Consider the following 25178-nt stretch of genomic DNA (forward strand, 5'->3'; position numbering starts at 1 on the left):
GAGACCTCCAATTTTCGATTAACACCAAGATGAGGATGGTTATGCGCCTTTCAAGCGAAATTCGGGTTGATTCAGCGCAAAAAGTCGCTGGATGGCAATGCCGCGGCCGAGAGGCGGATCGCGGGACGCGGCGCCCGCGTGTCAGCCGGCCGTAGACGGCGGCTCGACGGGCGCGGGCGATTCGTCCGGTGACGGCGCGGCGCGCACGAGCGCGACCGGACGGATGCCGAGCAATGCCATGAGCGGCGACGCGGGTTCGATCAGTTCGCCGAGCGTGTGACGGTCGAGTTCGGCGAAGAACGCATCGCGCGCGGCCGCCAGCACCCCCTTCAGGCGACACTGCGGCTCGATCACGCAGCCGCGCGATTCGCCGCCGTCGGCCGAAAAGCAGCCGACCAGCGCGAAGTCGCTCTCGGTCGCGCGCACGACCTGGCCGACCGTCAGCTGCAGTGATTCGGGGAACAGCCGCAGCCCGCCATTGCGGCCGCGAACCGTGTCGACCCATCCGAGCTCGCCGAGCTGCTGCACGACTTTCATCAGATGGTTCTTCGAGATGCCGTAGGCGTCCGAGATCTCCTGGATCGTCGCGAGCCCCTCGCCGCGCACGGCAAGGTACAGCATCACGCGCAGCGAATAGTCGGTGTAGTCGGTGAGTCTCATGGGCGAATACGGAAAAGATCGATCGTGCCCCGATTACGCGGGCCGGGCCGGTCGGGACGCGCGCCGGGCCGGCTGACGGTCCCGTTCCGCGGCCCCGGGTTGCCCGGATGGCGTGCGCGCAATAAGATGTATGGCGTTCGCACGTTTTCCAGGGGTTGTTGGACGCTATTTTGCGTCAAAATCCTGCCGGCGTCCTGCGCGTTGCCCGCGCCGTCGCTCCGTCGTTGCCTCGATCTCCCGGCCCTTTTTGCCATGACCGACCTGCCCGCCTCGCCCGAAACCGCCCCGGCCCACCCTCGCGATGCCGAGCCGACCGCAGACAACATCCGCGATCTCGTCTACGCGTTTTACGACCGCGTGCGCGCCGATCCGCTGCTCGGGCCCGTGTTCGATGCGAAACTGGCCGGCCGCTGGGACGACCATCTGCCGAAGATGGTCACGTTCTGGTCGAGCCTCGTGCTCGGCACCAAGGGCTATCGCGGCAACGTGCAGCAGGCGCACCAGCCGCTCGACGGGATCGAGCCGGCCCATTTCAGCCGCTGGCTGTCGCTGTTCCTGAAGACCGTCGAGGCGCGCTACGCGCCGCCCGCGGCGATCCGCTTCATGGAACCCGCGCTGCGGATCGCGCAGAGCCTGCAGTTGAGCCGGTTCGGCTGGGATTACCGGATTCCGCCCGAGCAGCAGGCGCTGCTCGATGCGATCGCGCCGCGCCGCCGCGATGCGGGCGACGATCCGCACGCATTGCCGTCGCGCGCCCGCGGCGAGCCGTTTCCGACGAAGATCATCGGGCGCAGCGCAGATCCGGACGCGTAACGCGTACACATCGCGCGCGACGATTGCGCACATGCGGCACATCGCCGCATCGCGCTGACGTGGCGCTCAGCGCGGCGTGTTGCCCGATTCGACGCCCCAGCGCGCGAGCGCCGCGTCGTCGGTGCTGCGCGCATCGACCCAGCGCTCGCCGTCCGGCGTCGTTTCCTTCTTCCAGAACGGCGCTTCGGTCTTCAGGTAGTCCATCACGAATTCGCACGACGCGAACGCATCGCCGCGATGCGCGGCAACCGTCGCCACCATCACGATCTGGTCGAGCGGCAGGAGCCTGCCGACCCGATGCACGATCGCGACGTCGATGCCCGGCCAGCGCCGGCCTGCCTCGGCGGCGATCTTCTCGAGCGCCTTCTCGGTCATCCCCGGATAGTGCTCGAGCTCCATCGCGGCGACCGAATCGCCTTCGTTCAGGTCGCGCACCGTGCCGACGAAGCACGCGATCGCGCCGATCTTCGGGTTGCGCGCGCGCAATGCCGCGACTTCGGCGTTCAGATCGAAGTCGTCGGTCTGGATTCGTATCGTTGCCATCGTCTGCCTCTGTCGACCAGAGTTAGCGCTTCAGCGCTTACTCTGGTCCCATGCTTCGCGGTCGACCGGAGTTGGTACTTCAGCGCTTACTCCGGTCCCATGCAAAGCTCAACCGCCCGTCACCGGTGGAAAGAACGCGACCTCGCAGCCCTCGGTGAGCCGCGTGTCGGGATCGGTCATCTCGTGGTTGCACGCCATGCGCAATGCGCGCCCTTCGGCGAGCGTCTCGGCCCACGCACCGCCGCGCACGCGCAGCCACGCGCGCACGTCGCCGACGGTCGTTACGCTGTCCGGCACGTCGGCCTGCTCGTCGGCGACGCCCAGCGCTTCTCGTACGCTTGCAAAAAATTTCAGTTGAATCTTCATGGTTCGGGAAGCCGCCGCGTTACGACAGCAGTTCGGAAAACGGAATGAAACGCACGGTCTCGCCGGCGCTGATCGCGTGCTGCGGCGGATTGTCGATCAGGCCGTCGCCCCAGACCGTCGACGTCAGCACCGCCGAGCTCTGGTTCGGGAACAGATCGAGGCCGCCGGCCGCATTGACGCGTGCGCGCAGGAATTCGTTGCGCCGGTCGCCCTTGCGTTGCGAAAAGTCGGCACGCAGCGACAGCGCGCGCGGCGCGACGTCGCGCACGCCGGACAGGCGCAGCAGGAACGGCCGCACGAACAGCAGGAACGTGACGAAACTCGATACCGGGTTGCCAGGCAGCCCGATGAAGTGCGCATCGGGGCGATCGTCGCCGCGCCGCACCGCGCCGTACGCGAGCGGCTTGCCGGGCTTCATCGCGATTTGCCACAGCGCGAGCCGCCCTTCGGCCTCGACGGCAGGCTTCACGTGATCCTCGTCGCCGACCGACACGCCGCCGCTCGTCAGGATCACGTCGTGATCGCGCGCGGCCTCGCGCAGCGTGTCGCGCGTCGCGGCGAGCGAGTCGGGCACGATCCCGTAGTCGGTCACATGGCAGCCGAGCCGCTCCAGCAACCCGCGCAGCGTGAAGCGGTTCGAGTTGTAGATCGCGCCGGGCTTCAGCGGCTCGCCCGGCATCGTCAGCTCGTCGCCGGTGAAGAACACCGCGACGCGAAGCCGCCGAGCAACCGACAGTTGCGCGCAGCCGACCGACGCGGCAAGGCCGAGCGCCTGCGGCGTGAGCCGCGTGCCGGCCGGCAGGATCACCGCGCCCTGCCGGATGTCCGCGCCCTGCGCGGTGATCCATTCACCGGCCTTCGGCGTATGCAGGATCTCGACCGCATCGCCGTCGGCCGCCGCCTGCTCCTGCATCACGACGGCGTCGGCGCCGGCCGGCACCGTCGCGCCGGTGAAGATCCGCGCGGCCGTGCCGGCCGCGAGCGGCGCGGCCGGATGACCGGCCGGAATCCGCTGCGACACCGGCAAACGCCGCTCGCCGTGCAGCAGGTCGGCGACGCGCACCGCATAACCGTCCATCGCGCTCGTATGCATCGGCGGCACGTCGAGCGGCGAGCTCACGTCGGCCGCCAGCACGCGGCCGAGCGCGTCGAGCGTGACGACGGTTTCGGTGCCGGGCAGCGGCTTCGCGGCATCGAGCAGCGCGGCGAGCGCCTCGGCGGTCGACAGCATCGGCGCGCGCGGCGCCGCGGGATTCGGGTTCGACATCGATGGAATCGGGGATCGTTGGAGTCAATACGTCATTGTAGCGACGCCGTCGCGCGGGCGCGCGATATGGCCGACATGCGAAAACCGTGATCGGCGCGCACGCGCGGGTCTGGCACCTGTTTCGCGCGACGCTCGACCGCAGACGCGCGGCGGGCTGCAGAACGCCTGCTTATCGCTGCACCGTTGCACCGTTGCACCGCGCCGCCAAACGAAACGGCCGGAACCCCGATCCGTTCGACGAATCGGCATTCCGGCCGTCCTGCGCTGCCGGGCCCGCGGCCCGGCCAGCCGTTACGCGCCCGTATGCGCGACGATGAAGTCCTTCACCTGCTGCGCGTCGGCCTTCACGACTTCGAAGCGCTGCGGCAGCGCCTCGAGCCCGTCGAATGCGGCCGGCCGCTCGGCTTCGCGATCGAGCGCTTCACGGATCGTCTCGCCGAACTTGATCGGCTGCGCCGTCTCGAGCACGACCATCGGCACGCCTGCGTCGAGATGCTCGCGCGCAACCTTCACGCCGTCGGCCGTATGCGTATCGATCATCGTGTCGTAGCGCGAGAACACGTCGCGGATCGTCGCGATGCGGTCCGTGTGGCTGCTGCGGCCCGACACGAAGCCGAACTCGGCAACGCGCGCGAAATCGCCGCTCGCCGCGAGATCGAAACCGCCCTTCTCCTCGACGTCGCGGAACAGCTGCATCACGCGCGCCGGATCGCGGCCGAGCAGGTCGAACACGAAGCGCTCGAAGTTCGACGCCTTCGAGATGTCCATGCTCGGGCTGCTCGTGTGATACGTGTTCTCGGCGCTGCGCACGCGATACGCGCCCGTGCGGAAGAACTCGTCGAGCACGTCGTTCTCGTTGGTCGCGACCACGAGCTTCGCGATCGGCAGCCCCATCATCCGCGCGATGTGGCCCGCGCACACGTTGCCGAAGTTGCCCGACGGCACCGTGAACGACACGCGCTCGTCGTTGGATTGCGTCGCCGCGAAGTAGCCCTTGAAGTAGTACACGACCTGTGCGACGACGCGCGCCCAGTTGATCGAGTTGACCGTGCCGATCTTCTGCTGCGCCTTGAACGCGTGATCGTTCGACACGGCCTTCACGATGTCCTGGCAGTCGTCGAACACACCCTCGACCGCGAGATTGAAGATGTTCGGATCCTGCAGGCTGAACATCTGGGCCGTCTGGAACGCGCTCATCTTCTTGTGCGGCGACAGCATGAACACGCGCACGCCGGCCTTGCCGCGCATCGCGTATTCGGCCGCGCTGCCCGTGTCGCCCGACGTCGCGCCGAGGATGTTCAGCGCTTCGCCGTGCTTCGCGAGCGTGTACTCGAACAGGTTGCCGAGCAGCTGCATCGCCATGTCCTTGAACGCGAGCGTCGGGCCGTTCGACAGTTCGAGCAGCGACAACGCCGCGCCGTTCTCGGTGCCGAGCGTCCTCAGCGGCGTGATGTCGGCTGCGTTCTCGCCGTGGCGCGTGTTGCTGTACACGTCGGCCGTGTACGTGCGGCGCGTGATCGCACGCAGGTCGTCGGCCGGCACGTCGTCGCAGAATTTCGACAGGATCTCGAACGCGAGATCCGCGTACGGCAGCCCGCGCCAGCGCGCGAGCTCGTCGGCGGACACCTTCGGATACTCGGCCGGCAGGTAGAGCCCGCCGTCCTTCGCGAGACCGCCGAGCAGGATGTCGGAAAACGTGTGGCGCTCGCCGATGCCGGCGCCGCGCGTGGAGATGTAGTTCATGTCGTCGTCGATCCTCAGTTCAGCGCTTCCATGCGCAGCTTCGTGACCTTCGACACGACCGTCGCGAGGCTCTCGATCTGCGCGATCGCCGCGTTGACGTTCTTCTCGAGCGTCTCGTGGGTGATCAGAATGATGTCGGTCTCGCCGTTCGCGCCGTCGACCTGTTCCGACTCCTTCTGCAGCAGCGCGTCGATCGAGATGCCCGATTCGGCGAGGATACGCGTGATGGCGGCGAGCACGCCGGTCTGGTCGGCCACCCGCAGGCGCAGGTAGTAGCCGCTCGTGACTTCCTCGATCGGCAAAATCGGCGTGTTCGACAGGCTGTCGGGCTGGAACGCGAGGTGCGGCACGCGATGCTCGGGATCGGCCGTGTGCAGGCGCGTGACGTCGACGAGATCCGCGACCACCGCCGACGCGGTCGGCTCCGCACCCGCGCCCTTGCCGTAGTACAGCGTGGTGCCGACCGCGTCGCCGTGCACGACGACCGCGTTCATCGCACCCTCGACGTTCGCGAGCAGGCGCTTCTCCGGGATCAGCGTCGGGTGCACGCGCAGCTCGATGCCGTTTTCGGCGCGGCGCGCGATGCCGAGCAGCTTGATCCGGTAGCCGAGTTCTTCCGCGTAGCGGATGTCGGTTGCGTCGAGCTTGCTGATGCCCTCGACGTACGCGCGGTCGAACTGCACCGGCACGCCGAACGCGATCGCGCTCATGATCGTCGCCTTGTGCGCGGCGTCGACGCCTTCGATGTCGAAGGTCGGATCGGCTTCCGCGTAGCCGAGTTCCTGCGCGGCCTTCAGCGCGGTCGCGAAGTCGAGCCCGCGGTCGCGCATTTCCGACAGGATGTAGTTCGTCGTGCCGTTGATGATGCCCGCGATGTACTGGATGCGGTTCGCGGTCAGGCCTTCGCGCAGCGCCTTGATGATCGGGATGCCGCCGGCGACGGCCGCCTCGAATGCGACCATCACGCCCTTCGCGCGCGCGGCCTCGAAAATCTCGGTGCCGTGCACCGCGAGCAGCGCCTTGTTCGCCGTCACGACGTGCTTGCCGTTCGCGATCGCGCGCAGCACAAGCTCGCGCGCGATGCCCGTGCCGCCGATCATCTCGGCGATGATCGCGATCGACGGATCGTCGACGACCGAATTGAAATCGTCGGTGATCTGCGCGGCGCCGGCGTCGCCGCCGAGCGCAGCCTGCGCCTTGGCCGGGTTGCGCACGGCAATGCGCGTCACCTCGATGCCGCGCCCCGCGCGTCGCTTGATTTCTTCCTGGTTGCGGCGCAGCACCGTGAAGGTGCCGCTGCCTACCGTGCCGAAGCCCAACAGGCCAACTTTGATCGGTTCCATGCTGCGTGTGATCGATGAGTAAGAAGTAATGGGTTCCGTGTGGTCCTGTCCGCTCAGGCCGAATGGCGCTTGCGGTAGCCGTCGAGGAAGCGTGCGATCCGGTTGATCGAATCGGTCAGGTCGTCGAGGTTCGGCAGGAAGACCACGCGGAAGTGGTCCGGCGTCGCCCAGTTGAAACCCGTGCCCTGCACGAGCAGCACGCGCTCCTCGAGCAGCAGGTCGAGTATGAACTGCTGGTCGTTCTGGATCGGATAGATTTTCGGATCGAGGCGCGGAAACATGTACAGCGCGGCCTGCGGCTTCACGCAGGTCACGCCCGGGATCGACGTGAGCATGTCGTACGCGAGCTCGCGCTGCTTGTACAGGCGCCCGCTCGGCACGATCAGCTCGTTGATGCTCTGGTAGCCGCCGAGCGCCGTCTGGATCGCGAACTGCCCCGGCACGTTCGCGCACAGGCGCATCGACGACAGGATGCCGAGCCCCTCGAGGTAGTCGTTCGCGCGCCGGCGGTTGTCGCCGCCGAGGCCCGACACGGCCATCCAGCCCGCGCGGTAGCCGCACGAGCGATAGCTCTTCGACAGGCTGTTGAACGTGACGGTGATCACGTCCTCCGACAGCGAGCCCATCGCCGTGTGCTCGAGGCCGTCGTAGACGATCTTGTCGTAGACCTCGTCGGCAAACACGATCAGCCCGTGCTGGCGCGCGATCTCGATCAGCTCCAGCAGCAATTCGTCGGAATAAAGCGCGCCCGTCGGGTTGTTCGGGTTGATGACGACGATCGCCTTCGTGTTCGGCGTGATCTTGCGGCGGATGTCGTCGAGATCGGGCATCCACGCGTTCTGCTCGTCGCACACGTAGTGCACGGGCGTGCCGCCCGACAGGCTCACGGCGGCCGTCCACAGCGGGTAGTCGGGTGCGGGCAGCAGCACTTCGTCGCCGTCGTTCAGCAGCCCCTGGGTCGCCATCACGATCAGCTCGGACGCGCCGTTGCCGATGTAGATGTCGTCGAGGCCGACGCCCACGACGCCCTTTTCCTGCGTGTAGTGCATCACGGCCTTGCGGGCCGAGAACACGCCCTTCGAATCCGAATAGCCCGACGACGTCGGCAGGTTGCGGATCATGTCCTGGATGATCTCGTCCGGCGCGTCGAAGCCGAACGGCGCGAGGTTGCCGATGTTCAGCTTGATGATGCGGTGGCCTTCTTCCTCGAGGCGCTTCGCGTGCTCGAGCACCGGGCCACGGATGTCGTAGCAGACGTTGAGCAGCTTGTTCGACTTCTGAATCGGTTTCACGACGACACGGTTCCTGGGTTGGCCTTGCAGCCGGGGGGACGGGATCAAAACTGGAAAGCGGCCGGTCTGTGCGCGCTGTCTAGACTGGGGAAAAGCGGGCGATCGCGCACGACTTGTGGCAGCGCGCGATGCAAGTGGCGCCCGGGGGCGACCAAAAAGTTATAATTTAGCGGATTTTGGCCGACTTTCGCAATGCACCATAGCCGCACCGGGCCGCGCCGTCAGGCGTCCAGCGTGCACCGGGCGCGCGAAACCGGCCGCCCCGGGCCCGTGCGGCCCTGCAACACATTCCCCTACGGAACCGCGGAATACCGATTTGAAACTGCACCAGGACGCGAGCGGCGCGCTCAACACCGTCACCGGCTACGGCCCCGATTATGTCGACGTCAATCTCGAACGCCATGAAACGAGCGTCATCGTGCTGCCCGGCGCGCCGGTCCAGGCATGGCCCGTGTCGTCGTTCGACGCGCTCGCGCCCGAGCATTTCGCGATGCTGCTCGACCCGACGCCCGAACTCGTGATCTTCGGCAGCGGCGCGCGGCTGCGCTTCCCGCACCCGCGGCTGGTCGCCGCGCTCACGGCCAGGCGGATCGGCGTCGAGACGATGGATTTCCAGGCCGCCTGCCGCACCTACAACATCCTGATGGCCGAGGGCCGCAAAGTCGCCGCCGCGCTCTTAATTGAACGTTAATCCCCGATGCGGTAAAACTCGGGCCGGCGCAGCGGGTCGATCCCCGGATCGCCCCGGCCAGGCCGCCCGCCCCCGGCGCAACCCGCCGGCGGCCCGTCACAACAACCAACAGGCTGAAAACCCATGAACGATACGCCGTCGAGGCTACCGCTCAATCGCATCACGCTCGTCCTCCTGCTCGTCGCGCTCGCGATCGTCTGGTTCGCGCCGCTCGGGCTGCGCCACCTGATCCCGAGCGACGAAGGCCGCTACGCGGAGATGGCGCGCGAGATGTTCGTCACCGGCGACTGGATCACGCCGCGCTACAACGGCTACAAGTACTTCGAGAAGCCGCCGCTGCAGACCTGGCTGAACGCGCTGACGTTCGCGTGGTTCGGCATCGGCGAATGGCAGGCGCGCCTCTACACCGCCGTCGTGAGCTTCGCCGGCGTGCTGCTCGTCGGCTTCACCGGCGCGCGCCTGTTCAACCCGCTGTCGGGCTTCCTCGCGGCCGTCGTGCTCGCATGCTCGCCGTACTGGAACCTGATGGGCCACTTCAACGCGCTCGACATGGGGCTCGCGTTCTGGATGGCGCTGTCGCTCTGCTCGCTGCTGCTCGCGCAGCGGCCCGGGCTGCGCCCGGCCGCGGTACGCGGCTGGATGTGGGCGTGCTGGGCCGCGATGGCGTTCGCGGTGCTGTCGAAGGGCCTCGTCGGCGTGATCCTGCCCGGCGCCGTGCTCGTGCTCTACACGCTGATCGCGCGCGACTGGGCGCTGTGGAAGCGCCTGTACCTGGTCAGCGGCCTCGTGATCTTCTTCGCGATCGTCACGCCGTGGTTCGTGCTCGTCCAGCAGCGCAACCCCGAATTCTTCAACTTCTTCTTCATCGTCCAGCAGTTCCGCCGCTACCTGACCCCGGAACAAAACCGCCCCGGCCCGTTGTACTACTTCGTGCCGGTGCTGCTGGTCGGCTTCCTGCCATGGCTGTCGGTCGCGTGGCAGAGCATCCGTCATGCGCTGCGGATGCCGCGCCAGCCGAACGGCTTCGCGCCGATGCTCGTGCTGCTGATCTGGAGCGCATTCATCTTCCTGTTCTTCAGCGCGTCGCATTCGAAGCTGATCTCGTACGTGCTGCCGGTCGCGCCGGCGCTCGCGCTGATCATCGGCGCGTACCTGCCGCTGATGTCGGCCGACCGGTTCCGCCGCCACCTGCTCGGCTATCTCGTGTTCTTCGTCGTCGCGGCATTCGGGATCATCTTCCTCGCGTACCAGGGTGACGCTCGCACGCCGAACGCGCAGTACCGCGCGTTCCAGATGTGGCTGTACGCGGGCCTCGCGGTCTCGGCCGCGCTGACGCTCGCGGCCGCATGGCTGAACCGCCGCGCGGGCGTCGCGGCCGCGATCACCGCATTCGGCGCCGCATGGCTCGCGTTCGGCACGATCGGCGGCACCGGGCACGACGAGTTCGGACGCTACAGCTCGGGCGCGCTGCTCGCGCCCGCCGTGCGCGCCGAACTGGCGAAGCTGCCGCCCGACACGCCGTTCTACTCGATCGAGATGCTCGATCACACGTTCCCGTTCTATATGGGCCACACGACGATCATGGTCCAGCGCCAGGACGAGCTCGCGTTCGGGATCTCGGTCGAGCCGAACAAGTGGATCCCGACCGTCGACGAATGGATCACGCGCTGGAAGCAGGAAACCCAGGCGCTCGCGATCTTGCCGCCCGGCCAGTACGACACGCTGGTCAAGCGAGGCGTGCCGATGCGCGTCATTGCGCGCGACAGCCGCCGCGTGATCGTCGAGAAACCGCAATCCTAAGGACGCCCACCGCATGAATCCCGTTTCGTTCGTCTGCATCATCACCGGCGTGATGCTCAACGCCTGTGCTCAACTTCTGCTGAAAGCCGGCGTCAACGCCGTTGGACACTTCGAATTCAGCCGTGCGAACATCATCCCGGTCGGCCTGAAGATCGCGACCCAGTTGCCGATCATCGGCGGCCTGAGCTGCTACGTGCTGAGCGTCGTCGTCTGGATCCTCGGGCTGTCGCGGGTCGACGTGTCGATCGCGTACCCGATGCTGTCGCTCGGTTACGTCGTCAACGCATTCGCGGCCTGGTACCTGTTCGGCGAGGTGTTGTCGGTCCAGCGGCTCGTCGGCATCGGCATCATCTTGATCGGGGTACTCGTGCTTGCACGAAGCTGAGCATGCCTCGCGGCGTTAAGCGTCCGCCTACAAAAAATCACGGTACGAATCCGCCAACCGGTGTTTAATGCCGGTTTCGGACGGGATTGCCCGACCCTTTTATTACACGCCATTACAGGCCAAAGCGTTCATGAGCCAGACTACCGCTCCGTTTCTGCCGTTCACCCGCCCCGAGATCGATGAGGAAACCATCCAGGGCGTCGTCGAAGTGCTGCGCTCGGGCTGGATCACCACCGGCCCGCAGTGCCAGAAATTCGAAGCGGCGCTGTCCGAATACTGCGGCGGCCGTCCGGTCCGCGCGTTCAACTCGGGCACCTGCACGCTCGAGATCGGCCTGCGCATCGCGGGCGTCGGCGCCGGCGACGAGGTGATCACGACGCCGGCGTCGTGGGTCTCGACCAGCAACGTGATCCTCGAGACGGGCGCGACGCCCGTATTCGCCGACATCGATCCCGTCACGCGCAACATCGACCTCGACAAGCTCGAGCAGGCGATCACGCCGCGCACGAAGGCGATCATCCCCGTCTACCTGGCTGGCCTGCCGGTCGACATGGACCGCCTGTACGCGATCGCGCGCGCGCACAACCTGCGCGTGATCGAAGATGCGGCGCAGGCGCTCGGCTCGACGTGGAACGGCAAGCGCATCGGCGCGTTCGGCGACATCGTGTCGTTCAGCTTCCACGCGAACAAGAACCTGACGACGATCGAAGGCGGCGCGCTCGTGCTGAACAACGAGGACGAAGCGACGCTCGCGCAGAAGTACCGGCTGCAGGGCATCACGCGCACGGGCTTCGACGGGATGGACTGCGACGTGCTCGGCGGCAAGTACAACCTGACCGACGTCGCCGCGCGCGTCGGCCTCGGCCAGCTGCCGCACCTCGAGCGCTTCACCGCGCAGCGCCGTGCGCTGGCGCGCGCGTATTTCGCCGCGTTCGACGGCGGCCCGGCCGCGAAGCTCGGCGTCGGCCTGCCGGTCGCCGAATTCGAGAACGGCAACTGGCACATGTTCCAGATCACGCTGCCGCTCGAGCGGCTGTCGATCCCGCGCGCCGAGTTCATGGCGCAGATGAAGGAACGCGGCATCGGCACGGGCATCCACTACCCGGCGATCCATCTTTTCACGCTGTACCGTGCGCGCGGCTTCAAGGAGGGCATGTTCCCCCACGCCGAACGGTACGGCGCGTCGACCGTCACGCTGCCTCTGTTCACGCAGATGACGGAGGGCGACGTGCGTCGCGTGGTCGACGCCATCAACCAGATTTGCGAACAATACGGAAAATAAGCGTACATGAGTCACCTTGAAGCACGCGCCGGGCATCCGGGCGCCGGGCACCTGGACGCCGGCCGGCCCGAAGTATCGGTCATCATCCCCGTGTACAACGAGGAAGACGGCCTCGCCGCGCTGTTCGCGCGGCTGTATCCGGCGCTCGACGCACTCGACACGTCATACGAAGTGATCCTGATCAACGACGGCAGCCGCGACCGCTCGGCCGCGATGCTCGCCGACCAGTTCCACGTGCGCCCCGACACGACGCGCGTCGTGCTGCTCAACGGCAACTACGGCCAGCACATGGCGATCCTCGCGGGCTTCGCGCAATCGCGCGGCGAGATCGTCATCACGCTCGACGCCGACCTGCAGAACCCGCCCGAGGAAATCGGCAAGCTGATCGCGAAGATGCGCGAGGGCTACGACTACGTCGGCTCGATCCGCAAGCAGCGCCAGGACAGCCTGTGGCGACGCAAGGCATCGCAGATGATGAACCGGCTGCGCGAGCGCATCACGCGCATCAAGATGACCGACCAGGGCTGCATGCTGCGCGCGTACAGCCGCCGCATCATCGACACGATCAACGTGTGCGGCGAAGTCAACACGTTCATCCCCGCGCTGGCCTATACGTTCGCGCAGAAGCCGACCGAAATCGAGGTCGCGCACGAGGAGCGCTTCGCGGGCGAGTCGAAGTACTCGCTGTACAGCCTGATCCGGCTGAACTTCGACCTCGTGACGGGCTTCTCGGTCGTGCCGCTGCAGTGGCTGTCGTTCATCGGCGTGATCCTGTCGCTCGGCTCCGCCGCGCTGTTCGTGCTGCTGCTCGTGCGGCGCTTCATCGTCGGCGCGGAAGTGCAAGGCGTGTTCACGCTGTTCGCGATCACGTTCTTCCTGCTCGGCGTGATCATCTTCGCGCTCGGCCTGCTCGGCGAATACGTCGGCCGCATCTACCAGCAGGTGCGCGCACGGCCGCGCTACCTGATCCAGGCCGTGCTCGAGCAGCACGACGGCATGCCGGCGGTGCCGGCCGGCGCGAACCGCGCGGGAGCCGCGCAATGAAGCCGCGCGCGGTCGTCTTCGCGTATCACAACGTCGGCGTGCGGTGCCTGCAGGTGCTGCTCGCGCGCGGCGTCGACGTCGCGCTCGTCGTCACCCACGAGGACAACCCGAACGAGAACATCTGGTTCGGCAGCGTCGCGTCCGTCGCCGCCGAGCACGGCATTCCGGTCGTCACGCCGGCCGATCCCGCCGATCCGGCACTGCGCCGCGCGGTATCGGATGCGCAGCCGGATTTCATCTTCTCGTTCTACTACCGGCACATGCTGCCGGTGGACCTGCTCGCGATCGCGCCGCGCGGTGCGTACAACATGCACGGTTCGCTGCTGCCGAAATACCGGGGTCGGGTACCGACCAACTGGGCCGTGCTGAACGGCGAGACCGAAACCGGCGCGACGCTGCACGAGATGGCCGCGAAGCCCGACGCGGGCGCGATCATCGGCCAGACCGCGGTGCCGATCCTGCCGGACGACACGGCCACGCAGGTGTTCGACAAGGTCACGGTGGCCGCCGAGCAGACGCTCTGGCGCGTGCTGCCCGCGCTGCTCGCAGGCGAGGCGGCGCACCTGCCGAACGAACTCGCGACCGGCAGCTACTTCGGCGGGCGCAAGCCCGAGGACGGCCGCGTCGACTGGTCGAAGCCGGCCGCGCAGCTCTACAACCTGGTGCGCGCGGTCGCGCCGCCCTATCCGGGCGCGTTCACGGACGTCGGAGGCACGCGTTTCGTAATCGCGCGCGCGCGTCTCGCGGCGCCCGGCAGCGCGGCAGCGGCCGCCGCGGCAGATTTGCCGCCCGGCCTGCACGTAAGCGATAATGCGCTATTCGGCGTCTGCGGCGACAGCCGCGCCCTATCCATTCTCGAGCTGTGGCAGCAGCGCGACGGCAGCGAAACCGTCGTGACGCCCGCGGAATTCGCGCAGTTCATTCATTCTTCCCGTCATTCATGAAAGCAAAAAAAGTCCTGATCCTGGGTGTGAACGGCTTCATCGGCCATCACCTGTCGAAGCGCATTCTTGAAACCACCGATTGGGAAGTGTTCGGCATGGACATGCAGACCGATCGGCTTGGCGACCTCGTCAACCACGAGCGGATGCATTTCTTCGAAGGCGACATCACGATCAACAAGGAGTGGGTCGAGTATCACGTGAAGAAGTGCGACGTGATCCTGCCGCTCGTCGCGATCGCGACGCCCGCCACCTATGTCCAGCAGCCGCTGCGCGTGTTCGAACTCGACTTCGAGGCGAACCTGCCGATCGTGCGTTCGGCCGTCAAGTACGGCAAGCACCTCGTGTTCCCGTCGACCTCCGAGGTCTACGGCATGTGCTCGGACGAGCAGTTCGACCCGGACGCGTCCGCCCTCACCTACGGCCCGATCAACAAGCCGCGCTGGATCTACGCGTGCTCGAAGCAGTTGATGGACCGCGTGATCTGGGGCTACGGGATGGAAGGCCTGAACTTCACGCTGTTCCGCCCGTTCAACTGGATCGGCCCGGGCCTCGACTCGATCTACACGCCGAAGGAAGGCAGCTCGCGCGTCGTCACGCAGTTCCTCGGCCACATCGTGCGCGGCGAGAACATCAGCCTCGTCGACGGCGGCTCGCAAAAGCGCGCGTTCACCGACATCGGCGACGGCATCAGCGCGCTGATGAAGATCATCGAGAACGCGAACGGCGTCGCATCGGGCAAGATCTACAACATCGGGAATCCGAAGAACAACTTCTCGGTTCGCGAGCTCGCGCACAAGATGCTCGAACTGGCGGCGGAATTCCCCGAGTATGCCGATTCGGCCAAGCAGGTGAAGCTCGTCGAAACGACGTCCGGCGCCTACTACGGCAACGGCTACCAGGACGTGCAGAACCGCGTGCCGAAGATCGACAACACGATGCAGGAGCTCGGCTGGGCGCCGCAAGCGACGTTCGACGACGCGCTGCGCAACATCTTCGAAGCGTATCGCGGCCACGTCGCCGACGCGCGCGCGCTCGTCGAACAGCAAGGCTGATCGGGACGCTCGCTTGGCTCGCATCGTCCTCAAGATCGACGTCGACACGCTGCGCGGCACGCGCGAAGGCGTGCCGAACCTCGCGCGCATCTTCGACCGCTTCAGTGCGCGCGCGACCTTCCTCTTCAGCCTCGGGCCCGATCACACGGGCTGGGCGCTGCGGCGCATGTTCCGCCCCGGCTTCCTGAAGAAAGTGTCGCGCACGTCGGTGGTCGAACACTACGGCGTGAAGCAGCTGATGTACGGCGTGCTGCTGCCGGGCCCCGACATCGGCCGCCGTGCGATCTCCGACATGCGCGCGATCCACGAGGCCGGCTTCGAATGCGGGATCCACACGTGGGATCACGTGTACTGGCAGGACAACGTCCGCGCGCGCGATCGCGACTGGACCGCGCGTGAAATGCAGAAGAGCCACGCGCGCTTCATCGAGATCTTCGGCACGCCACCCGTCACGCACGGCGCGGCCGGCTGGCAGATGAACGACTCCGCGTTCGAGCAGATCGACGCATGGGGGATGCGCTACGCATCCGACGGCCGCGGCCACTCGCCGTACCTGCCTGTCGTCGGCGGCCGCACGCTGTCGCACGTGCAGATGCCGACGACGCTGCCCACGCTCGACGAAGTGCTCGGCATCGACGGCGTCGACACGCACAACGTCGCCGCGCACATCCTCAGGTTCACCGAAACCAATCCGCACGACCAGGTGTTCACGCTGCATGCGGAACTGGAAGGCCAGAAGCTCGCGCCCGTGTTCGAGCAACTGCTCGCCGGCTGGCGCGCGCAAGGCCACACGTTTGCGACGATGGGCGACTACCACGCGACGCTGGACCGCGACTCGCTGCCATCGTACCCTGTCACGTGGGGCGAAATCCCCGGCCGCTCCGGCGAACTGATCGTCCAGCCCGACTGAGTTCGCACGCGAGCCGGCGTCGCCCGCAGCGCCCTTGCGGCGCTGCGGCGACGCCCGGCCGAACCGCGCCGCCGCAGCGACGCCTTTCCATAACAACAGGAGAAACACGTGTCCGTCGAAGTTGACCGTCAAGTTCCCGATTTCACTGCACCGGCCACGGGCGGCGACATTTCACTGTCCGACCTGAAGGGCAAGAAGCTCGTGCTGTACTTCTATCCGAAGGACAACACGCCGGGCTGCACGACCGAAGGGCTGCAGTTCCGCGATCTCTATCCGAAGTTCAAGAAAGCCGGTGCCGAAGTCATCGGCGTGTCGCGCGACAGCCTGCGCTCGCATGACAATTTCAAGGCAAAGCTCGAACTGCCGTTCCCGCTGATCTCCGATACCGACGAAGCGCTGTGCGCGCTGTTCGATGTCATCAAGATGAAGAAAATGTATGGCAAGGAAGTGCGTGGAATCGAGCGCTCGACGTTCCTGATCGACGCTGACGGCGTGCTCCGTCAGGCATGGCGCGGCATCAAGGTGCCGGGGCATGTCGACGACGTGCTAAGTGCTGTACAAGCGCTTTGAGGCGCGTTATATTGGGCCGCAATGAATGCCAGTTCGCCCCATATTTCTCGTAGCTGCGCCGGTGCTCGATGCGATGCTTCCCGGCACCTGACGCGCATCACGACGGTATCAGCCGAGCCGCATGTCCCTGTCGACGGGGCAGCGGCTTTTTTTATGGATTGCGCGCCGACCCTCGGGCCGGCCCTCACCCCGTCAAGGAGCTGATCGACACTTAGGCGAACCGGCTAGACGAAATTCCTGTGCGCCACCGCGCGCAAACTGCATGCGTCTACGTCACGCAGGATGCGATCAGCGGCGCACGCCTTGCGACACGATTCCTCCCGAGGGACACCATGCCTTTGCCTACTCCCCCCAGCAAGCTCGGCAGCCTGCTGCCGCCCGACGAATACAAGGCGAAAGCGCGGCCCGCGAAAGCCGCGAAGAAATCCGCCGAAGGGGACGCATCCACAGCCGGTGACTATGGTCCGGCCAGCGTGGCCCAACCGATGATCGAAGCCGCGAACACGGCCGCGCCGCTGCGCGCCGTCGCGTCTTCGGCGCAAGATGCCGCGAGCGCACCCGCACGCGGCCGCAAGACCAGACAGACGGCCGCACTGTTGCAACCGATGCAGGCGCCCGCCGCACCCGCGGCGCCGGTCGTCGCGCGCCACGACAAGCCGGCCGCCGACAAACCGGCCGCGGCTCCCGCGCGCGATGCCGGCGCGGCGACGAAATCGCGTAGCCGCAAGCCCGCCGAAGCCGAACTGCAGAAACTGTTCGTGCTCGACACCAACGTGCTGATGCACGACCCGAGCAGCCTCTTCCGCTTCGAGGAACACGACGTCTATCTGCCGATGATGACGCTCGAGGAACTCGACAACCACAAGAAGGGGATGTCCGAAGTCGCGCGCAACGCACGCCAGGTCAGCCGCACGCTCGACGCGCTCGTCGCCGACGCAGGCGCGATCACGGCCGGCATCCCGCTGTCGCGCCTCGGCAGCCGCGAGGCGCTCGGTCGCCTGTACTTCCAGACGAAGCTCGCCGACATCGCGCCCGTCGAAGGCTTGCCCTCAGGCAAGGCCGACAACCAGATCCTCGGCGTCGTGCGCGCGCTGCAGCGCGACCGGCCCGACCGCCAGGTCGTGCTGGTGTCGAAAGACATCAACATGCGGATCAAGGCGCACGCGCTCGGCCTGCCCGCGGAAGACTACTTCAACGACCAGGTGCTCGAGGATTCCGATCTCCTCTACAGCGGCGTGCGCGAACTGCCGCAGGACTTCTGGACCAAGCACGCGAAGGGCATGGAGAGCTGGCAGGACACGAAGACGGGCACCACGTACTACCGCGTGACGGGCCCGCTCGTCGCATCGATGCTCGTCAACGAGTTCGTCTATCTCGAGCCGCAGAACGGCGAGCCGACGTTCCACGCGATCGTCCGCGAGCTGAACGGCAAGACGGCGCTGCTGCAGACGCTGCGCGACTACAGCCACCACAAGAACAACGTGTGGGGCATCACCGCGCGCAACCGCGAGCAGAACTTCGCGCTGAACCTGCTGATGAACCCCGAGATCGACTTCGTCACGCTGCTCGGCCAGGCCGGCACCGGCAAGACGCTCGTCGCGCTCGCGGCCGGCCTCGCGCAGGTGCTCGACGACAAGCGCTACAACGAGATCATCGTGACGCGCGCGACCGTGCCCGTCGGCGAGGACATCGGTTTCCTGCCCGGTACCGAGGAAGAGAAGATGCAGCCGTGGATGGGCGCATTCGACGACAACCTCGAAGTGCTGCAGAAGACCGACGACGCTGCCGGCGAATGGGGACGTGCCGCGACGCAGGAACTGATCCGTTCGCGCCTGAAGGTGAAGAGCATGAACTTCATGCGCGGCCGCACGTTCGTCGACAAGTACCTGATCATCGACGAGGCGCAGAACCTGACGCCGAAGCAGATGAAGACACTCGTCACGCGCGCGGGCCCCGGCACGAAGATCGTGTGCCTCGGCAACATCGCGCAGATCGACACGCCCTACCTGACCGAAGGCAGCTCGGGCCTGACCTACGTCGTCGACCGCTTCAAGGGCTGGGGCCACAGCGGCCATGTGACGCTCGCGCGCGGCGAACGCTCGCGGCTCGCCGACTACGCGTCGGACATCCTGTAACGCGGCAGGCCGGCCCGCCGGCTTTCGACGCATCGCGGCGCTCCGTTTCCGGAGCGCCGTTTTTATTTGGGGTCGAAAACGCTGTAACGCAGCGTCACGCAAAAGCCCCATTTACGCGCGAAACTTCAAGTAAATTCTCAAGAATGGTTGCTTAAGCCCCGCTGGAGCGTCTACCATCGGGTCTGTCTGTTGTCATACGATTCGCGAGCGCGCCGCGCTCGCCCGCCTTGCCATGCTTCGAATCTGTGTTCCCGTCGCCGTCGTTTCGCTGCTTGCGGCCTGCTCCAGCCTGCCGCCGCAGTCGGCATCGCGTGAGCCGGGAATGAAGATCACGACGCCGCGCGCATTCCCGGCCCCTGCCAATTTCCCTAAATTCGTCGATCACAGCGTCGGCCAGGAAGAAATCTCGATCCAGGCGATGAGCCTGGTCGGCGTCCCGTATCGCTGGGGCGGCAATACGCCGACGAGCGGCTTCGACTGCAGCGGGCTCGTGCGCTACGTGATCGGCCGCGCGGCCGACGTGAACCTGCCGCGCACGACCGCCGACATGAGCGGCCGCGGCGTATCGATCGACCCCGACCAGATCGCGCCGGGCGACCTGATCTTCTTCAATACGACCGGGCGGCCGCACTCGCACGTCGGCATCTATGTCGGCAAGCTGCGCTTCGTCAACGCACCGTCGACGGGCGGCACCGTGCGGCTCGACTACCTGACGAACCCGTACTGGGCCAAGCGTTTCGACGGCATTCGCCGCGTCGCGCCACCACGCGCGACGCCCACGCCGTTCGATGCGCCGACCTACGAAGCGAAGCGCGACGAGCCGCGCAGCCCGCCGGTGGTTGCGCCCGCCCCCGTCATGACTGCCGCCGCGCTGCGGCCGCCTGCCTATGCTTCGTCGCAAGCCGGGGCGACGCAGTCGCCCGCTCCGGCCATGCCGGCCGCGCGGGCCGTGACGACCGCCGCGGTTGCGCCTGCGGCCGCGTCCGCCGATCCGTACGAACCGCCGCTGCCGCGCGTGCAGGCAGCCCGGCAACAGGCAACGTCGGCGAATGGCGATGGCGGCCTGACCGCGATGACCGCGAATGCAGCGCCGGCCGGCCCGGCCGAAGTCGGCACGCAGATTCCGACGACGGCACTGACCGCCGCCCAGGCCGCCGCGTTCGATGCGGAACCGCCGCCCGCAGCAGCCGCGACGACATCGCGCGACACCGACCCCGCGCCCGTGCAGGTGCTGCGTGCGTCGACGCAATCCGCACCCGTCAGCCCGCGCACCGGCACCGTGGACGATCCGATTGCACGGTTCGCGAACGGCAGTTACTAGCCCGCTGCTCGAACCTCGACGGTAACCTCGCCGGCAGCCTGCATCCGTCGCAGCCCCGCCGTTCGTCGCAAACTTCCTCGCCTCCAAAGAAAATGCGCCGCAGCCTTTCGGCGTGCGGCGCATTTCATGTCGAACCGACAGCGTTGGTGATCAGAAGATCCGGTGTCCGAGCCACCATCCGCCGGCCGCGATCAGCGCGGACGCCGGGATCGTCAGCACCCACGCCCACACGATGTTGCCGGCGACGCCCCAGCGCACGGCCGACAGCTTCTGCGTCGCGCCGACGCCGACGATCGCGCCGGTGATCGTATGCGTGGTCGATACGGGGATGCCGAGGAACGACGCGATGAACAACGTGATCGCGCCGCCGCTTTCGGCACAGAAACCGCCGACCGGCTTGAGCTTCGTGATCTTCTGGCCCATCGTGCGCACGATGCGCCAGCCGCCGAACAGCGTGCCGAGGCCCATCGACAGGTAGCACGCACCGATCACCCACGCGGGCGGCGCATCGGACGTCGCCGACGCATAGCCCGACGCGATCAGCAGCATCCAGATGATGCCGATCGTCTTCTGCGCGTCGTTGCCGCCGTGGCCCAGGCTGTACAGGCCGGCCGACAGCAGCTGGAGCCTGCGGAACCGCCGGTCGACCTTGCTGGGCGCGGTACGGAAATACAGCCACGACACGCCGAGCATGAACAGCGAACCGAGGATGAAGCCGAGCAGCGGCGAAATGAAGATGAACGCGACGGTCTTCATCAGCCCGTCGATGTTCAGCGAGCTCCAGCCCGACTTCGCGAGCGCCGAGCCGACGAGGCCGCCGATCAGCGCGTGCGACGAGCTCGACGGGATCCCGTAGTACCAGGTGATCACGTTCCAGCCGATCGCACCGACCAGCGCGCCGAACACGACATAGTGGTCGACGATCTCGGGATCGATCGTGCCTCTACCGACGGTCTGCGCGACTTTCAGGTGGAAGATGAAATACGCGATGACGTTGAACGCCGCCGCGAACACCACGGCCTGCTGGGGTTTCAGCACCCCGGTGGACACGACGGTGGCGATCGAGTTCGCCGCGTCGTGGAAGCCGTTCATGAAGTCGAATACGAGCGCGACGAGCACCAGCGTCGCGACCATCCATAGGGCGAGTTGTATCGAATGCATCGTGGTCCGCTCAGGCGTTTTCCAGCACGATGCCTTCGATGATGTTCGCGACGTCCTCGCACTTGTCGGTGATCTCCTCGAGCAGCTCGTAGATCGCCTTCAGCTTGATGAGCGTCTTCACGTCGTCTTCTTCGCGGAACAGCTTCGACATCGCGGCGCGCAGCACGCGATCGGCCTCCGACTCCCAGCGGTCGATCTCCTCGCACTGCTTGAGGATCTGCGCCGACTGCTTCATGTCGGACAGCATCCCGACCGCCTGCTGCACGTGCTGGGCCGACTGCGTGACGATGTGCGCGAGCTGGCTCGCCTCGGACGTGACGGCCTGCACGTCGTACAGCGACACGGCCGTCGCGACGTCTTCCATCAGGTCGAGGATGTCGTCCATCGTCGTGATCAGCTTGTGGATCTCGTCGCGATCGAGCGGCGTGATGAAAGTCTTGTGCAGCAGATCGATCGCTTCGTGCGTGAGCTTGTCGGCGGCCTTCTCGGCCGTCTGCACGTTTTGCTTGTGAATCTCGGCGTCGGCGAGATTGTCGATCAGCAGTTCGAGTTCGCGTCCGCCGGCAACGATGTGCTTCGCGTGCGCGTTGAAGAGTTCAAAGAACTTGCCCTCGGTGGGCATGAATCGACCGAACATGGGATTCCTGAGAGATTGTCAAACTACTGTCACGAAAACGGGCGACATTGTACCGTTTCCGATCGCGCCGCGCCGCGCGCATATGCGCACGGCGGGATTGGATACAACGCTTGGCGAAATAAGAGTTTACATCCGGCGTTACTCGCCGTAGAAGTTCTGCGCCCCCGCAAAGTTGTCGAACTTCGTGTATTGACCCAGGAACGTGAGCCGAACGGGACCGATCGGACCGTTACGCTGCTTGCCGATGATGATTTCGGCCGTGCCCTTGTCCGGGCTGTCCGGGTTGTAAACTTCGTCGCGGTAAATGAACAGGATCACGTCCGCGTCCTGTTCGATTGCGCCCGATTCGCGCAAATCGGACATCACCGGACGCTTGTTCGGACGCTGTTCGAGGCCGCGGTTCAGCTGCGACAGCGCGATCACCGGCACGTCGAGTTCCTTCGCGAGGCTCTTCAGCGATCGCGAGATTTCCGAGATTTCGGTCGCGCGGTTCTCGCCCTGCGACGAACCCGACATCAGCTGCAAGTAGTCGACGATGATCAGGCCGAGCTTGCCGCATTGCCGCGAGAGACGCCGCGCGCGCGAGCGCAACTCCATCGGGTTCAGGCCGCCCGTCTCGTCGATGAAGATTTGCGCCTCGCTCATCTTCTGCACCGCGTGCGTCAGTTTCGGCCAGTCCTCGTCCGTCAGGCGGCCCGTACGCATCCGGTGCTGGTCGAGCCGGCCGATCGAGCCGAGCATACGCATCACGAGCTGGGTGCCCGGCATTTCCATCGAGAACACTGCGACCGGCAGCCCGTACTCGACCGCGACGTACTCGCCGATGTTCATCGAGAAGGCGGTCTTACCCATCGACGGGCGCCCCGCCACGATGATCAGTTCGCCGCCGTGCATCCCGGAGGTCATCCGGTCGAGGTCGACGAAGCCCGTCGGCGTACCGGTGACGTCGCTCGGGTTCGCGGTGTGGTACAGCGTGTCGATGCGCTCGACGACCTGCGTGAGCAGCGGGCCGATCTCGAGGAAGCCCTGGTTGCCGCGCGCGCCCTCTTCGGCGATCGAGAACACCTTCGACTCGGCCTCGTCGAGCAGCTGGCGGACTTCCTTGCCCTGCGGATTGAACGCGTCGGCCGAGATTTCGTCGGCGACCGACACGAGCCGGCGCAGCACCGCACGGTCGCGCACGATTTCCGCGTAGCGGCGGATGTTCGCCGCGCTCGGCGTGTTCTGCGCGAGTGCGTTCAGGTACGCGAGCCCGCCGACGTCGTCGGCCTTGCCGGACGTGGTCATCGCTTCGTACACGGTGACGACGTCAGCCGGGCGCGTCGACGCGATCAACCGGCCGATGTGCTCGTAGATGATCCGGTGGTCGTAGCGATAGAAATCGCCCTGCGACAGGAAGTCGGCAATCCGGTCCCATGCCGCGTTGTCGAGCAACAGGCCGCCGAGCACCGACTGCTCGGCTTCGACCGAATGCGGCGGGACTTTCAGCGATTCGATTTGAGGATCTTGCGGCGCGTTCATGGGTTGGGATTATCGCGAATTACACAGGACGACGCCATACCGGCCGCCAGTGATGCGGCAATAAAAAAGGCAGGCCCCGGTTGCCCGGGCGCCTGCCCTTGTCCGGACAGCGGAGGCCGCCCGGAAAGCTTGCATACGCTTACGCGTGGTCGCCGATCACGTTGACCGTGACGTCGACGACGACGTCCGTGTGCAGTGCGACCTGGACGCTGTGCTCGCCGATCATCTTCAGCGGGCCTTCCGGCATGCGAACTTGCAGCTTCTCGACTTCGAAACCTGCCTTCTTCAGCAGTTCCGCGACGTCGCCGTTCGTGACCGAGCCGAACAGACGGCCGTCAACACCCGACTTCTGCGTGATTTCGAACGCCTGGCCGTTCAGCTTCTCGCCGACTGCCTGCGACGCTGCCAGCTTTTCAGCGGCGATCTTTTCGAGTTCAGCGCGGCGCACTTCGAATTCGGCGATCGCTTCCTTCGTTGCACGGCGAGCCTTGCGGTTCGGGATCAGGAAGTTGCGAGCGTAACCGTCCTTGACCTTGACGATGTCGCCGAGGTTGCCCAGATTGGCGACTTTTTCCAACAGAATGATTTGCATTCGAATTCTCCTTATGGCGTCGCCGAGTTACGCCTTGTGCTGATCGGTGTACGGCAGCAGCGCGAGGAAACGCGCACGCTTGATTGCCGTGTCGAGCTGACGCTGATAGTGCGACTTCGTACCCGTCAGACGAGCCGGCGTGATCTTGCCGTTTTCGCCGATGAAGTCCTTCAGCGTTTCCGTGTCCTTGTAGTCGATCTGATCGACGCCGGCGGCCGTGAAACGGCAGAACTTCTTGCGCTTGAAGAGCGGGTTTTGTTGCTGACGACGCTTGTCGAATTTTTTACCAGTCGGGCGGGCCATGATTTCAGTCCTTTCCAATGTCCTGCAATGCAGTGATGTGAAACACCAAGGTTCTCGCGTTGCGGCTTTTCTTTGCCAGGAAGCCCGTGAACAGCGTCTCGACGCCCATTTCACGGCTTTCCAGCCTGCCGCTCGCCTCACCGGCCGCCACCGCCTCGATCGTCATTTCGACCTGACGGGGAATGCCTGCTTCGACGACTTCCGTGCGGTGATGCAATGTGGCGCTTGCGATCGGAACACCTGCCGGCGTATATCGCACCGGTGCGCGTTCGACGACGCTCGCCGTCAATTGCAACCTGTTCACGTGAGTGGCGCGCTCCTTGATGGCTTAATGAATGACGAACTTAAGCCTGCGCTTCGGTCGGCTGAGCTGCAGCCGCCTTCTTGGCTTCTTCGCGCTGAACTTCCTTCATCATCGGCGACGGGCCGGTTTCGGCCTTCTTCATCTTGACGATGAGGTGGCGCAGCACGGCGTCGTTGAACTTGAACGCGTGTTCGAGTTCGTCGAGCGTCGTCTGGTCGCACTCGATGTTCATGCAGACGTAGTGAGCCTTCGCGAGTTTCTCGATCATGTAGGCCAGTTGGCGACGGCCCCAGTCTTCGACACGGTGGATCTGGCCGCCGTGCGACGTGATCGTGGACTTGTAACGCTCGATCATCGCGGGCACTTGCTCGCTTTGATCGGGGTGCACGATGAATACGATTTCGTAATGACGCATTACACACTCCTTGTGGATTAAAGCCACCCGGGCGTCTGAACCGGTGTGGCAAGTGAGAAGCCGAAGATTCTAACCCGGATACGG

The 25178-nt window shown here is 65.8% G+C and carries 26 protein-coding genes and 1 pseudogene; 12 read left to right on the forward strand and 15 right to left on the reverse strand.

Annotated elements, in window-relative coordinates; genetic code table 11:
* Nucleotides 1–141: 141 nt before the first annotated feature.
* Nucleotides 142–660 carry an Rrf2 family transcriptional regulator gene (locus tag GD429_RS14195; RefSeq protein WP_152857488.1) on the reverse strand — a complete coding sequence of 173 codons (519 nt, stop codon included), beginning with the start codon at nt 658–660 and terminating at the stop codon, nt 142–144.
* A 252-nt stretch (nt 661–912) separates the two neighbouring features.
* On the opposite strand from GD429_RS14195, the gene GD429_RS14200 reads away from it, so the two are divergent.
* Nucleotides 913–1473: a group III truncated hemoglobin gene (locus tag GD429_RS14200; RefSeq protein ID WP_152857489.1), complete on the forward strand. Its 561-nt coding sequence runs from the start codon at nt 913–915 to the stop codon at nt 1471–1473.
* Nucleotides 1474–1539: 66 nt separating this feature from the next.
* Here the strand turns inward: GD429_RS14200 and GD429_RS14205 are convergent, their stop codons facing one another.
* From GD429_RS14205 to GD429_RS14235, 6 genes are all read right to left on the reverse strand, one after another.
* Nucleotides 1540–2016 carry a molybdenum cofactor biosynthesis protein MoaE gene (locus GD429_RS14205; RefSeq protein ID WP_152857490.1) on the reverse strand — a complete coding sequence of 159 codons (477 nt, stop codon included), beginning with the start codon at nt 2014–2016 and terminating at the stop codon, nt 1540–1542.
* A gap of 108 nt (nt 2017–2124) precedes the next feature.
* Nucleotides 2125–2382: a molybdopterin converting factor subunit 1 gene (gene moaD, locus GD429_RS14215; protein WP_011352296.1), complete on the reverse strand. Its 258-nt coding sequence runs from the start codon at nt 2380–2382 to the stop codon at nt 2125–2127.
* Between the two features lie 19 nt (nt 2383–2401).
* The gene (glp, locus tag GD429_RS14220; RefSeq protein ID WP_152857491.1) at nt 2402–3649 is read right to left on the reverse strand and encodes a gephyrin-like molybdotransferase Glp; all 1248 of its coding nucleotides are present in this window, start codon (nt 3647–3649) and stop codon (nt 2402–2404) included.
* A gap of 291 nt (nt 3650–3940) precedes the next feature.
* Nucleotides 3941–5392: a threonine synthase gene (thrC, locus tag GD429_RS14225; RefSeq protein WP_152857492.1), complete on the reverse strand. Its 1452-nt coding sequence runs from the start codon at nt 5390–5392 to the stop codon at nt 3941–3943.
* A 14-nt stretch (nt 5393–5406) separates the two neighbouring features.
* Entirely contained in the window at nt 5407–6735 is a 1329-nt protein-coding gene (locus GD429_RS14230) for a homoserine dehydrogenase (RefSeq protein WP_152857493.1), read from the reverse strand.
* A gap of 53 nt (nt 6736–6788) precedes the next feature.
* Entirely contained in the window at nt 6789–8027 is a 1239-nt protein-coding gene (locus GD429_RS14235) for a pyridoxal phosphate-dependent aminotransferase (protein ID WP_321574602.1), read from the reverse strand.
* 316 nt (nt 8028–8343) lie between these two features.
* Between GD429_RS14235 and GD429_RS14240 the strand changes: the two genes are divergently transcribed.
* The 9 genes from GD429_RS14240 to GD429_RS14280 all read left to right on the forward strand — a co-directional run bounded on the left by GD429_RS14240 (nt 8344) and on the right by GD429_RS14280 (nt 16705).
* Entirely contained in the window at nt 8344–8718 is a 375-nt protein-coding gene (locus GD429_RS14240) for an Mth938-like domain-containing protein (protein ID WP_034181247.1), read from the forward strand.
* A 123-nt stretch (nt 8719–8841) separates the two neighbouring features.
* Complete coding sequence (locus tag GD429_RS14245; RefSeq protein ID WP_152857494.1) at nt 8842–10518, forward strand: glycosyltransferase family 39 protein; 1677 nt, start codon at nt 8842–8844, stop codon at nt 10516–10518.
* 13 nt (nt 10519–10531) lie between these two features.
* Entirely contained in the window at nt 10532–10903 is a 372-nt protein-coding gene (locus tag GD429_RS14250; RefSeq protein ID WP_034181245.1) for an SMR family transporter, read from the forward strand.
* A gap of 130 nt (nt 10904–11033) precedes the next feature.
* Nucleotides 11034–12185 carry a DegT/DnrJ/EryC1/StrS family aminotransferase gene (locus GD429_RS14255; RefSeq protein WP_034181244.1) on the forward strand — a complete coding sequence of 384 codons (1152 nt, stop codon included), beginning with the start codon at nt 11034–11036 and terminating at the stop codon, nt 12183–12185.
* 6 nt (nt 12186–12191) lie between these two features.
* The gene (locus tag GD429_RS14260) at nt 12192–13229 is read left to right on the forward strand and encodes a glycosyltransferase (RefSeq protein WP_152857495.1); all 1038 of its coding nucleotides are present in this window, start codon (nt 12192–12194) and stop codon (nt 13227–13229) included.
* Entirely contained in the window at nt 13226–14173 is a 948-nt protein-coding gene (locus tag GD429_RS14265; RefSeq protein ID WP_152857496.1) for a formyltransferase, read from the forward strand. The genes GD429_RS14260 and GD429_RS14265 overlap by 4 nt, the downstream gene beginning before the upstream one ends.
* Nucleotides 14170–15225 (forward strand): bifunctional UDP-4-keto-pentose/UDP-xylose synthase, encoded by a 1056-nt coding sequence (locus tag GD429_RS14270; protein WP_152857497.1) that lies wholly within the window; start codon nt 14170–14172, stop codon nt 15223–15225. The genes GD429_RS14265 and GD429_RS14270 overlap by 4 nt, the downstream gene beginning before the upstream one ends.
* A 13-nt stretch (nt 15226–15238) precedes the next feature.
* Nucleotides 15239–16135, forward strand: coding sequence for a polysaccharide deacetylase family protein (locus GD429_RS14275; RefSeq protein WP_152857498.1), 897 nt, complete (start codon nt 15239–15241; stop codon nt 16133–16135).
* Between the two features lie 108 nt (nt 16136–16243).
* On the forward strand, nt 16244–16705 hold the full coding sequence (locus tag GD429_RS14280; RefSeq protein WP_321574604.1) for a peroxiredoxin: 462 nt from the start codon (nt 16244–16246) through the stop codon (nt 16703–16705).
* Between the two features lie 192 nt (nt 16706–16897).
* Here the strand turns inward: GD429_RS14280 and GD429_RS41830 are convergent.
* A pseudogene (locus tag GD429_RS41830) lies at nt 16898–17142 on the reverse strand (hypothetical protein); the annotation flags it as partial.
* Between GD429_RS41830 and GD429_RS14290 the strand changes: the two are divergent.
* Together GD429_RS14290 and GD429_RS14295 are read left to right on the forward strand one after the other, a co-directional pair.
* Complete coding sequence (locus GD429_RS14290) at nt 17038–18840, forward strand: PhoH family protein (protein WP_152857499.1); 1803 nt, start codon at nt 17038–17040, stop codon at nt 18838–18840. The pseudogene GD429_RS41830 and the gene GD429_RS14290 overlap by 105 nt on opposite strands.
* 232 nt (nt 18841–19072) lie before the next feature.
* A complete protein-coding gene (locus GD429_RS14295; RefSeq protein WP_152857500.1) occupies nt 19073–20161 on the forward strand; it encodes a C40 family peptidase in 1089 nt (362 codons plus the stop codon).
* 150 nt (nt 20162–20311) lie between these two features.
* On the opposite strand, the gene GD429_RS14300 is transcribed toward GD429_RS14295, so the two are convergent.
* From GD429_RS14300 to rpsF, 7 genes are all read right to left on the reverse strand, one after another.
* Entirely contained in the window at nt 20312–21322 is a 1011-nt protein-coding gene (locus GD429_RS14300) for an inorganic phosphate transporter (protein ID WP_047900879.1), read from the reverse strand.
* 10 nt (nt 21323–21332) lie between these two features.
* A complete protein-coding gene (locus GD429_RS14305; protein WP_034181237.1) occupies nt 21333–21959 on the reverse strand; it encodes a DUF47 domain-containing protein in 627 nt (208 codons plus the stop codon).
* Nucleotides 21960–22097: 138 nt separating this feature from the next.
* Nucleotides 22098–23480, reverse strand: a complete 1383-nt coding sequence (locus GD429_RS14310) for a replicative DNA helicase (RefSeq protein WP_072437193.1) — start codon at nt 23478–23480, stop codon at nt 22098–22100.
* A 139-nt stretch (nt 23481–23619) separates the two neighbouring features.
* Nucleotides 23620–24072: a 50S ribosomal protein L9 gene (gene rplI, locus GD429_RS14315; protein WP_152857501.1), complete on the reverse strand. Its 453-nt coding sequence runs from the start codon at nt 24070–24072 to the stop codon at nt 23620–23622.
* A gap of 27 nt (nt 24073–24099) precedes the next feature.
* Nucleotides 24100–24375, reverse strand: coding sequence for a 30S ribosomal protein S18 (rpsR, locus tag GD429_RS14320; RefSeq protein ID WP_034181234.1), 276 nt, complete (start codon nt 24373–24375; stop codon nt 24100–24102).
* Nucleotides 24376–24379: 4 nt separating this feature from the next.
* Nucleotides 24380–24679, reverse strand: a complete 300-nt coding sequence (gene priB / locus GD429_RS14325) for a primosomal replication protein N (RefSeq protein ID WP_011657069.1) — start codon at nt 24677–24679, stop codon at nt 24380–24382.
* 40 nt (nt 24680–24719) lie between these two features.
* A complete protein-coding gene (gene rpsF / locus GD429_RS14330; RefSeq protein WP_004193673.1) occupies nt 24720–25094 on the reverse strand; it encodes a 30S ribosomal protein S6 in 375 nt (124 codons plus the stop codon).
* Nucleotides 25095–25178: the final 84 nt, after the last annotated feature.

Source organism: Burkholderia sp. BE17 (assembly GCF_009362305.1).
GTDB lineage: Bacteria > Pseudomonadota > Gammaproteobacteria > Burkholderiales > Burkholderiaceae > Burkholderia > Burkholderia pyrrocinia_C.

Bases quoted from the DNA above. Each gene is read 5' to 3' on its own strand.
- GD429_RS14195 (WP_152857488.1), bottom strand. From the start codon at position 660: ATGAGACTCACCGACTACACCGACTATTCGCTGCGCGTGATGCTGTAC.
- GD429_RS14200 (WP_152857489.1), top strand. From the start codon at position 913: ATGACCGACCTGCCCGCCTCGCCCGAAACCGCCCCGGCCCACCCTCGC.
- GD429_RS14205 (WP_152857490.1), bottom strand. From the start codon at position 2,016: ATGGCAACGATACGAATCCAGACCGACGACTTCGATCTGAACGCCGAA.
- moaD (WP_011352296.1), bottom strand. From the start codon at position 2,382: ATGAAGATTCAACTGAAATTTTTTGCAAGCGTACGAGAAGCGCTGGGC.
- glp (WP_152857491.1), bottom strand. From the start codon at position 3,649: ATGTCGAACCCGAATCCCGCGGCGCCGCGCGCGCCGATGCTGTCGACC.
- thrC (WP_152857492.1), bottom strand. From the start codon at position 5,392: ATGAACTACATCTCCACGCGCGGCGCCGGCATCGGCGAGCGCCACACG.
- GD429_RS14230 (WP_152857493.1), bottom strand. From the start codon at position 6,735: ATGGAACCGATCAAAGTTGGCCTGTTGGGCTTCGGCACGGTAGGCAGC.
- GD429_RS14245 (WP_152857494.1), top strand. From the start codon at position 8,842: ATGAACGATACGCCGTCGAGGCTACCGCTCAATCGCATCACGCTCGTC.
- GD429_RS14250 (WP_034181245.1), top strand. From the start codon at position 10,532: ATGAATCCCGTTTCGTTCGTCTGCATCATCACCGGCGTGATGCTCAAC.
- GD429_RS14255 (WP_034181244.1), top strand. From the start codon at position 11,034: ATGAGCCAGACTACCGCTCCGTTTCTGCCGTTCACCCGCCCCGAGATC.
- GD429_RS14260 (WP_152857495.1), top strand. From the start codon at position 12,192: ATGAGTCACCTTGAAGCACGCGCCGGGCATCCGGGCGCCGGGCACCTG.
- GD429_RS14265 (WP_152857496.1), top strand. From the start codon at position 13,226: ATGAAGCCGCGCGCGGTCGTCTTCGCGTATCACAACGTCGGCGTGCGG.
- GD429_RS14270 (WP_152857497.1), top strand. From the start codon at position 14,170: ATGAAAGCAAAAAAAGTCCTGATCCTGGGTGTGAACGGCTTCATCGGC.
- GD429_RS14290 (WP_152857499.1), top strand. From the start codon at position 17,038: ATGCCTTTGCCTACTCCCCCCAGCAAGCTCGGCAGCCTGCTGCCGCCC.
- GD429_RS14295 (WP_152857500.1), top strand. From the start codon at position 19,073: ATGCTTCGAATCTGTGTTCCCGTCGCCGTCGTTTCGCTGCTTGCGGCC.
- GD429_RS14300 (WP_047900879.1), bottom strand. From the start codon at position 21,322: ATGCATTCGATACAACTCGCCCTATGGATGGTCGCGACGCTGGTGCTC.
- GD429_RS14305 (WP_034181237.1), bottom strand. From the start codon at position 21,959: ATGTTCGGTCGATTCATGCCCACCGAGGGCAAGTTCTTTGAACTCTTC.
- GD429_RS14310 (WP_072437193.1), bottom strand. From the start codon at position 23,480: ATGAACGCGCCGCAAGATCCTCAAATCGAATCGCTGAAAGTCCCGCCG.
- rplI (WP_152857501.1), bottom strand. From the start codon at position 24,072: ATGCAAATCATTCTGTTGGAAAAAGTCGCCAATCTGGGCAACCTCGGC.
- rpsR (WP_034181234.1), bottom strand. From the start codon at position 24,375: ATGGCCCGCCCGACTGGTAAAAAATTCGACAAGCGTCGTCAGCAACAA.
- rpsF (WP_004193673.1), bottom strand. From the start codon at position 25,094: ATGCGTCATTACGAAATCGTATTCATCGTGCACCCCGATCAAAGCGAG.